Genomic DNA, 10561 nt, shown 5'->3' on the forward strand with positions numbered 1-10561 from the left:
TTTTTCGCAGCGAAAGAGGCGAGCCTCAGCGCCGAAGGTGGTGACTCGCCGAGAGAGCAAGAAAAATCGAGAATCTCGGTGATAAACGCTACGCAATTGTTCTAGACATTCAGAAGGTTTGATGTATTTCTATACGAGCAATAAAAGAGGAGCATAGCGACGGGACTTGCGAGGAGAGAAATACTCAAACCTCGCGCAACGCTAAGTAAGGAAAGCGCGCTAATGCAAGTCGATTCGTAGTTTCGGCACAATTCTCGCTACCAACCCGTGTTTAGGCGAGCACACCCACGCTAGAACAAACATAAAAGTGGCAACCAAAACGATTGTTCCGCCAGTAGCAGTGTCTAAACTCCAAGACAAGTACATTCCAAGAATCGAAGAAGCGCACCCAATAGCAGGCGCCAAAATCATCATCTTTCCAAGTCGGTCAGTAAGCAATCGCGCAGTCGCCGCAGGCGTAATCAAAAGCGCTAAAACAAGCACGTTTCCGATTATTTGCACAGATACTACTACAGCAATAGCAACTAAAACGTATAGCATTCCATCCAACCACGCTACTGGCAAGCCCATTGCGCGGCTTGTTTCTCGGTCCATCGAAACGCATACTAGCTCTTTGTGGAACATCATTAAAAGCGTTACGATTATTAGCCCTGTTATTGCTACAACAGCAATGTCGGAGTCTGGGATTCCTGTAATGGAGCCAAATAGGAACGATTCTAGGGACCCTGCATATCCAGAAGCTTTTGATATTACTACGATTCCCAGCGCAAAGGCAGACACAAAAAATACGCCTATAAACGAGTCTTCGCGAAGCCTGCGATTTTGGCTAAAGATTGATACGATTAGCGCGGTTGCAACTCCTGCGAGCGCGCCGCCAAACAGCAAGTTTCCTTGCAGAACAAACGCGATTGCAAGTCCTGGAAATACTGAGTGCGCTACAGCGTCTCCAATAAACGCCATTCCGCGTAGCACTACGTAGCATCCTACAACTCCGCATATTACGCTAGAAAGGCACGCCACTATAAGCGCTTTGAGCAAGAACCAAAGGTCTGGGTTTGTAAGGTCTTGTATAAAGTCGATTGGAGATAGCATTATTTTTCTGCCCCACTTTCATGCGCCATAACGCGCTCTACAGCTTTGATTAGTGGATTTTGCGCATCCACATGGAATGTTTGCACCCATTGATTTGCGTTTAACGATTCTGGAGCGCCGTCTCCTACTATGCTTCCGTCAAAAAGCATGATTCTAGAACACGAGTTTATAGATCCGATTATGTCGTGCGAACTCATCAAAATCGCTTCTCCCGACTTTGCTAAATCCAAAAAAAGACTCGTGAGCAGCTCTTGAGTAGGCATGTCTAAGCCTGTAAATGGCTCATCTAAAAGAAGCAAACGCGGCTGCCCTGCAAGAGCGCGCGCAACGAGTACGCGCTGCCTTTGCCCGCCCGAAAGCTCGCCGATTGTGCGATCCCTAAAATCCGCCATTCCTGTGCGCTCAAGAGAAGCAAGCGCTATCTCGTAGTCTTCTGTTTTTGCGCGACGAACGTAGCCAATGTGACGAATGCGACCCATCATTACTACGTCTAGTACAGAAAGCGGGAAATCCCACGCAATATCGTGGCGTTGCGGCACGTAACCAACGTTGTTTACTCGCGAATTAATCAAAGATTCATCGCTTTTACTAGCGTGCACTTCGAGTTTTCCAGAATGCGGTATTAGCCCCATAATCGCGCGGAAAAGCGTTGTTTTACCAGCTCCATTTGCGCCAAGAAGTCCCACAAATTCGCCACTTTTAATCGTAAACGAAACGTCTTTTACAACAGTGCGGCTGCCGTAACTTACGCTTAAGTTTTGCGCGTTTATAACAGTATTCGCATCCATGTTCGCGTCCATATTTCCCTCGTCAATCCTCATCGCTTAAATCCAACTTAAATCCAACTTAAATCCAACTTAAATCCAACATCAATCTCACTTAAATCTCACTTCAAGCACTTCGCTAAAGAATCCGCATTCGCTCGCATCATATCCGCATAAGTTCGCACTTTAGAATCGAAAGCATCTCCATAAATCGGGCAAACTTTTACGTGCGCTTGCGCTGCCAACTCTTTAAGCACAGACGAACGCGAGATCAAATTTGGCTCCAAAAACACAGCTGGAATCTCTAAATCGCGCAAAATCTGCTGCAATCTACGCCTATCTTGCACACTCGGCTCGCTCGAAGGATTAATCGTTACAAATCCTGCAATATTCACGCCGTAAGTCTTACCCAAGTACGCAAAAGCATCGTGCGTTGTAACCAAATTGCGCTTCTCTTTTGGTATTGACGCAACTTTTTTTCGCATATACGCGTCTACATCTAACAACTTGTTAATGTATCTATCCGCATTTTCGCGATATTTACGAGCATTTTTAGGGTCCACTTCGCAAAGGCGATCTGCGATTGTGCGCACGTATGCTATGCCATTTTTTACGGATTGCCACAAATGCGGGTCAATATCTCCGTGAACGTGCTTTCCTAAAACTGCTTGCGGCAGCTGATAAATCTTTTGCCTTGCAGCTCCCAAAAACCTGTATCCTTGTTCGGCTGGTATCTCTTTTAGCGCGTTAGTTGGCACTTCTACAACAACATCTTGCGGCTTGTAATACACGCGTTTTGGCGCAGCGGAGCGTTTTTCTTGCAAAGTATCTACGCGATACACAAATCCGCGTTTTGCTAAGTCGTAAGCCAAATCTGCATGACCCTTGTTCAGCACTACACTAGCTCCACGTTTTTTGGCTATTTTTTGCGCGTTTACGCCTACAGCAAATCGCATTTTAGCGTTTCCAAGACTAGAAACTACCTCGTTTTGCGCGTTTAGCATGTCGGCGTGCAATTCAAGCGTGTACTCGCCTGGCTTGCTAAATGCCCAGCTTAAATGCGTGTGCGCGTCTGCTGGCAAGTCTATGTGGTCTTCTGCGCTTATGCCGTTTGCGCTGTTAAAGTATGTTTCTACGCTTCCAAAAGTGCCAGTCAAGTATGCAAATAGCGCGCCTGGTCCGCTTACTTTTGTTGCTGTTAAGCGTATTCTGTCGGAACGCTTCATGTTGTATGCGTTAGGCTTTATTACAGTTGCGCGACCTTCTTTTGTTGCGGTAGAAGGCGCATTCGATTGCAAAGATTGACCTGACTTTTCTAGCTGACTAGCTTGTTTTGAATTTGTTTTTGTTTTATTGAGATTGTTTAGCGAAGCTAGTCCACCAGCCGCCGCCGAGGGCGATTCTTCCGCACGCTTTTGCGTATTTTCACTTGTAGCGCCTTGCGCGCTATGCGCTTCCTCGCTCGGCTGCGCAGCCATGCGTTCTGTAGCAAGCCCTAGCCAAATCGTGTCTAAAGACACGTCTTCTATCATCGGAATAATATCTGCCGCGTGCTTAACACTTTCTTCCGCAAGTTGCACATTTGGCACACCTTTTCGCAAATTCGCATCTAAAGCTGTAATTACGCCGTGTTCTTCCAGCATCATGTAGTTGCTAAAAGCTACATCCGCGTACACAACATCTCTAATTGAGCGCAAACGCGGCTCGTACGAATGTGGATCCGCGTTGTCTGGCACAATCGCGCTCACATTTGCCGCGTCTCCTGCAACGTTCGCAACCATATCTCGCAAAACGCCTGTAGTTGTAACTACATTAATGCGACCATCGCGATGTACTGCACGATTCCCATTAGCACTACCACAAGCAGAAAGCGGCAAAATAAGCGCAACGGCTGCAATTGCAGCAAGCGAAGAGAACAAAGTTTGCTTTACTTTTTTGGGCTTACGAATCACCCTTACACACTCCTACTACTAATAGCGCAACAACCAGTTGAAGCTAACAAGTCCACGCTTGTGTAGATACCAAATTCCTGCACCCAAAACGCCAAGCACAGCAATAATTCCACCAGCAAGAAGCGAATAAGCAAGTGAAGGATTTCGCTTAAATAATCCTGTTACACCTTTTGCTTCAGACTTCACAACATCGTCATTATCGTTCAACTTCTGTCGGTACAAACTTTTAGCAAGTCTCTTGTTACTAATTTTTGAAACAAGACCTTTATGCTTTTTAGCTTTTCTTGGCAATTGTTTTCCAGAGTGTGAATTATTTGATCCAAAACCACGACCACCAACAAAAGAATTTCCACCACCAACGGCACCTATTCCATGGCCGCCATTATTTCCGCCGGAACGAGGCAAATTAGCAGGTTTTGGTGGATTATAAGGTGCAGAAGGATCAACCTTTTTGCCTTGTGTATCCTTTCTTTCATTACCTTCGCCGCCGTCAGCATACCCCATTGGTGTTTCTTGTGGATCTACACCGACAGCAACATGAATATTGCGAGTTACTGTAGAATTCCCGTCAGAAGCTTGGAATTGCAATGTGTAATATCCCGGTTCGTCGAAATCCCAATTCGCATGAGCATGCGTATTTGCAGGTATCGTATAATCTGTTGCTCCTTGAGTGGAGAAAATCTCTTGATCTCCACCGCCCAAGCCGCCAAACATCCAGACACGTACATTTCCAGGACCTTCAACTCCTGTTAGGCTCAATTGAGTTGGCTTATGCGGATTCATAGACTGATTATTCCAACCCATCCATGGCACACCATCAATTTGTGTTTGCGGTATACGATACACGCCGTTAGTTTTACCAGCATCACCAACTGCGAATACAACTGTATCCGGGTCTCTAAAGACGTGGCTTCCTGTCACATCTTCTTGCACAGCCATATCAACTTTATTTGAATCGCCAGTATATACAGCAATATCAACGTGACCATGATCTATAACAAGTTTGTCGCCCTTGATGTCTTTGAACTTTGTCACAGCAGATTGCTGACTTTGAGAAACTTGCTTTCCGTTTTTAGCGTTATGTTCCCCATTAATAAGAACACCGTTATTACTTCCAAGAAGTCCTTGTTGTTGCATTTTTGCTCCAGGCCATGGAGTCACATACACAGTGTTGTTGTTACCATTAATGAAGAAAGATCCGTTACTTTGTTGCACATTAATGCTGTGATCCTCACTTTGAGAATCATCATTATCATCTGAATCTTCTTCGTCGTCTTCGCCACCGTCAAAAGATGCGCCATCATAATCAGCAAAATCCCCAGCTGTTACATCATGATTAGTGACGTGGAATGTATAGACTTGCTCAGAACTTTGCTCCTCGTCACCAACGGTAGTAGTAGCCTTCATTTTTAGCTTGTACACACCAGGACGGTTAAAAGACCAATACATGTGCGAATGCTTTCCACTACCACCATCATCAGTAATGTCAACATCTTTCGGCCAGTTTTCAGCAGAGCCGAGCATTTTCTCATAATCGTCACCGCTGCGACTGTACATAAAAACTTCGCCGTTGTGGGGTGCTTCGATACCAGTTAATGACAGTTTGACTGTTGGATTAATTTTTGTAGAACCAGCTCCCTCATATAACGGTCTAGTATCTAAACCAGGCCATAATGCACCAGTATTTCCAGCTCCAGATTGATCAAAGAACCAGACTACACCTTCGCGAGTTGTTGCGTAGATTTCTTTTATTATCGGATCGTTCTCATCTTTGGAAAACTGCATGATATTTTTAGAGCCGACTTCAAAAATAAGTCGATTCGTATCATACCGAGTGCCATTATGATCTTCACTTTCAAACGCATCGCCCAAGGTACCTAATACCATGCGCTTGCTTGTAACATCAAAGAAAGTTGCAAAAACGTCAGTATGACCTTTATACGCGTGGCATATTGTAGCTTTACTATCAGCCGCAGGTTGCGAAGCAGTTTTATCTAAGCGAGCAGCGGCACACGCTTCAAAATTAGCTTTCTTTATTTCGGCAAAATCTTTAGAAGATTTCTTTCCGCTTACAACAGTTGCGTCACTACCATTGTCAGCAAAAGCCGTGGGAGTTCCCATCATCATGCCACACAAGCACACGCCCACCAACAAAGCGCGAGATAATTTCTTTATACTATTACGAACCATTTTCGTCACACCATTATTTCCACTGAGTACCATCAGATTGCATATTGTCTGATTGAGAATATTGAGAATTATTAATTGGTGACATTATTGTCGTTTCTTGATCACTCACTAGATTTGACACAGTATTGTCACCATTTGCATTATTCACAGAATTTGCATTATTTGCATACTGTTGATTAGCTTGTGCAGAAACTCGCTTAGCAAGCGCAAGATTTCGTGCTTTCTTGCTTTTAACTACAGCTATTAGTACAAAAATCACAATAATTACGGCAATAATAGCCACGAAAATACCTACGATTTGAAGAACTAAAGCTGTATCGTCACTTTTTTCAGATACTTTGTGAGAATGCTTATGCTTGTTGTGAAGGAGTTCGTGATGATGATTAGCTTCATCTTTTTCGGATTCATCGTTATCTTCTTCATCTTGACCCTCTTCATCGCCCTCGTTGCCACTTGCTCCAGCAGCACTCGCACCTAAAGCAGCATTAGGATCGGTATTATCTCCAACCGCAAAATTAAGAACACGCGTATCGCTTACTGCGCGTCCATTTTTAAGCTTTCCTGAAAAAGTAAGCTTCACATGATAAATTCCAGGCTTAGAAAACACCCAATTCACGTGAGTATGAGCGTTGGCTTCAATCCAGCTGTTTTGCGGATATCCTTTAGTACTATCCCAAAGTTGCTGTGGATTGTTGTTGCCATTTTCTAAGTAAACATGCAGTTTACCCGGGCCGCTTACTCCTTCAAGAGAAAGGTTTGCACCGCGATCGAGCTCGTTAAGCACGCCACCTTCCTGCGTATTCCAACCAAGCCACGGCACATCAGGATTTTGAGTTTGTGGAATTACGTAAAGCTTGGTTCCAGGCTTTTCGCCAATAAAACTGTAGGCAGCATCATCAGGCATAGGAATTATTGAATTGCTACCTAATTTAAATACCACATTTTCTGGGTCTCGCCACACTGGTTCGTCACCAGTATCATCGCGAATCTTCAATTTCCATTTGCCGTCGATTAGCGTTGGTCCAAAATCAGCATGACCTGCTTGAATCATAACTGGCTGATTGCCTTCATTAGCATAAGCAGTTTCCTGCATTGGATTTGGTACACATAAAGATGCAACCAAAGTTACTAAAGAAAATATGAGTGCAAGCAACGCAGTAGAATATACATGCTTTCGTTTTACTTGCAATGTTTCATTTTGTTTGTAATTCATTATTTAAACTTTCTAGTAATAATACGAATATTATTTACAACAATTTCAATTTAGAACGTATCAATGCTCCGCATGCGCCAGTTATTGTGCATAAGCCGACGCTCGCACCTGAAGCTGCAACCGCAACCCACTTAGTCGAGGAACCATCACCTTTTGTATCATCTGAATCATCTTCATACGCTTCATCAGATTCTTCGTTGTATTGCCTTGCACCTTGCAAAGCATGACGTTCAGTATTCTTAACAAAATCAGAGTTATTGACAGAACTATTTTTAGACTTATTGCCAGAATTATTATCTGTTCTTACGAAATTACGAATAGTCTGTCCACTTTTCTTAGAGCTCTTGTTCTTAGTATGAGTTCCGCCAGAAGTTCGTCGCGATGAATTATGTAACGATGTTCCGCTTGAATTTTCTGTTCTTGTAAAAGAACTAGAACCAGAACTAGCACCATTTTGCGTATTATTTTTAGAATTATTCTTACGATTAGTGCGGTTAGTCTTATTGCGATTCTTCTTTGTGCGCTTGAATTTTCTGTTGGATTTCTTAAAGAAATTAGATTCGAATTGGAATCCACCATTAGAACTAGATCCAAATAGTCCCGAATTTGCAGTGCCGCCGAATACACCTTTCAAAAAGTTCTTTCCACCAACAAAATGCTTAGTCTTATTTTTGCGCTTATTACGACGCTTCTCATGGTGCTTTTTCCCGTGAGGGTTCTCATCATCTTCAGAATCAGAACCACTTTGATCATCATCGCCATCATGGTTATGAGAGTGAGGAACACCTTTCATCTCAATAACATAATCGCAAAACTCATCAAACATTTTATTACGGTAAAGTTCACCGTTCTTTAAAACTAAGGAAGGACGAATCGTTGCACCTTGCATTGACGCATCAAGTTTTAGCTCCAACTTGCTGTTCACGGCACCAGGAATGCGCTTAAATTCGCTTTCTCCTTCCTTTTTTATCAACCAAACATAATCTTTAACAATGGAAGTTACTGGACTTGTCGGATCGTCAATTGGCGCACCGGTAACACCGTCGGTTGCAACATGAGGGTTAAGCAATAATGTTTTCGCGTGTAAAGTATCCCCTGGTTTGAAACGCTTATAAGGAGCAATTGCTTTTACTACAGGATGTCCGTCAGCACCGTGATCTTCAACGGCGATGGTTGCAGACGCAGTATCTTTGCCAACTTGCGTTTCACCTTCAGTTGCGTGAGCATACACTTTCATCTTGTTCATTGCAGGCTCAGCTGGAAGCTGCAATCTCTCAGCAAAAAGAGTGGTTCCATACGCGTCAGGACCTTCGTCAGCACGCACATATCTCCACTCAATACGAGCGCCCTTTGGTTTGTTAACTACTTTTAAGTCTAAACCACCATAACCTTCGTATGAATGATAATGCGGATGAGGTCCGGAATCACGAATATTGCCGATGCGCATATCGCCGCCATCGTCTTTATCCGTGTCTTTATGATCTTTGGAAGCTTCGTGCGCTTCTTCATCATCGTCAGGATTAATAAAATCACCGCGACGGTGCAAATCAAGCGTTTCCGTAATGCCAGAAGCAGGTACTTCGCCTGAATATGTATCTTCTACTCCAAAAGTGTATTCTGCAGGTTCGGTTGTGATCTGCTTCTTAGTGTTCTTATTTGTAATAGTTGCTGCTACTTTTAGTTTGTAAACGCCAGGCTGCGTAAATCCCCAGTTTGCATGCACGTGGCCAGCAGTATGTTGGTGAATTACGCCAGGTAGCATAAATCGACTGCCATCAGTATCAGGTTCGTCGTCTAAATCGTTCTCTTCAAACGATAATTTCTTCGAATTTTTACCAGCACCATCGGTAGTCCAAAGCAGAATGCGCCCGTTCATTGGTCCAGTAACTTGCTGAATTGCAATATCTGCTGTTGCGTCATCTGCGTGAGGTGCGCCAACTAAAGTTGCAGCATAACCTGTGTCCCAACCCGGGAAGAGAGGATTTCCTTTTTGATTTCCGGAGCTATCGAGATAGTAGTATTCAGTAGCGAGCGCAGGAAGCTGCGATTTTGTAGTATACGTGTTTTTTGCTACGTGCAAAGTAGTGTTTTCAGGCTTTAAGAAAGTGGCACCGTCTTTTTCGACGGCCATAATGAACTTACCATTGTATTGAATTGGGTAAAATACGTCCGTATGGCCGTGACTTAGCACTTCCTTTTTTGTAGGATCGTATTTTTCACCAGGATTACTATTTTCTAATGCAACTGCCGGTAAAGCTGCACTAAATCCTGATGCGAGCACGGCAATGGCAAGTATTGCAACACTTGCCATTGCAAAAGCACGTTTCACAATATTCCTAATGACCTTAGTCATAATTATTATTTCGCTCTCTACACTTCATCTTCTCTATTTCGCCTATTCGCGCTCTTCTTTCACGAATGACTATTGAAGATATCTTTACAACGTCTATCAATAATAATAATGATTCTCATTAATAGTCAAGTCGACACTCCGAATAAACAAAAACGCTGGCAGCTCAAAGCAACCAGCGTCGATTATTTTTAATAACTATTTATTAATTATTTAAATAGTTTGTAGCTAAAATTCTCAGCCTTCTACAATATCTGCATTAAGGCAAGTCTTAAAATGACGAAGCGCCCACTCGTGACCTTGCGGATCAAAGCTTGCAACTGCATCTTTGTGAACCACAATCTTGAAGCCAAGATTATACGCATCAACAGCAGTGTGGAGTACGCAAATATCCGTGCAAACTCCCACCAAGTGCAACTCCTCAATATGACGTTCGCGCAGCTTAATCAGCAAATCCGTGCCATTAAACGAAGAGTAGCGAGTTTTATGAATGTAATACACGTTGCTTTTATCTTTATTTTCCTCGTAAAAATCACCAAGCGCGCAGTACAGCTTCTGACCGTGAGTTCCAGCAATATTGTGAGGTGGGAAAAGCTTAGTTTCTGGATGATACGGGTCGTTTAGATGATGCGTGTCGATTGCAAAAACCACGAATTCACCAGCATCAAGAAATTCTTGTGATATCTCTGTAATGCGCTTCTCGAGCTTTTGTGCAGGCTCTCCTACTGTAAGCGAGCCGTCACTTGCAACGAAATCATTCGTGTAATCAATGTTAATAAGAGCCTTTTTCATACATACTTCCGTTTAATCAGTTTAATTGTATTAAAGCTACACTTACACACTACTCTTTACGCTAACAAGATTCTTTCACTAACATGTTTCAGCGCAATCGCACTACAAGAATACGAGCGTGTTCAACTATGAAACGTGTTAAGCATTAAAAAAAAAGCGGGGAACAATCAAGTTCCCCGCTAGAAAGAATAATGCGGCAGCGTGTTAG

The 10561-nt window shown here is 43.3% G+C and carries 7 protein-coding genes; all 7 read right to left on the reverse strand.

The window, feature by feature from the left end; all coding sequences use genetic code 11:
* Positions 1 to 219 precede the first annotated feature (219 nt).
* On the reverse strand, positions 220 to 1092 hold the full coding sequence (locus NYP55_RS02425; protein WP_472781505.1) for an anchored repeat-type ABC transporter permease subunit: 873 nt from the start codon (positions 1090 to 1092) through the stop codon (positions 220 to 222).
* Positions 1092 to 1913, reverse strand: coding sequence for an anchored repeat-type ABC transporter ATP-binding subunit (locus NYP55_RS02430; protein WP_472781506.1), 822 nt, complete (start codon positions 1911 to 1913; stop codon positions 1092 to 1094). The genes NYP55_RS02425 and NYP55_RS02430 overlap by 1 nt, the downstream gene beginning before the upstream one ends.
* 65 nt (positions 1914 to 1978) lie before the next feature.
* Entirely contained in the window at positions 1979 to 3808 is a 1830-nt protein-coding gene (locus tag NYP55_RS02435) for an anchored repeat ABC transporter, substrate-binding protein (protein WP_472781507.1), read from the reverse strand.
* 18 nt (positions 3809 to 3826) lie between these two features.
* Complete coding sequence (locus tag NYP55_RS02440) at positions 3827 to 5998, reverse strand: choice-of-anchor M domain-containing protein (RefSeq protein ID WP_172534976.1); 2172 nt, start codon at positions 5996 to 5998, stop codon at positions 3827 to 3829.
* Between the two features lie 13 nt (positions 5999 to 6011).
* Positions 6012 to 7211 (reverse strand): TIGR03773 family transporter-associated surface protein, encoded by a 1200-nt coding sequence (locus NYP55_RS02445; protein WP_020759288.1) that lies wholly within the window; start codon positions 7209 to 7211, stop codon positions 6012 to 6014.
* Between the two features lie 34 nt (positions 7212 to 7245).
* Entirely contained in the window at positions 7246 to 9564 is a 2319-nt protein-coding gene (locus NYP55_RS02450; protein WP_020759287.1) for a choice-of-anchor M domain-containing protein, read from the reverse strand.
* Between the two features lie 234 nt (positions 9565 to 9798).
* On the reverse strand, positions 9799 to 10353 hold the full coding sequence (locus NYP55_RS02455) for a cysteine hydrolase family protein (RefSeq protein WP_101896667.1): 555 nt from the start codon (positions 10351 to 10353) through the stop codon (positions 9799 to 9801).
* Between the last annotated feature and the right edge of the window lie 208 nt (positions 10354 to 10561).

This window comes from Gardnerella sp. c10Ua_31 (genome assembly GCF_055700915.1).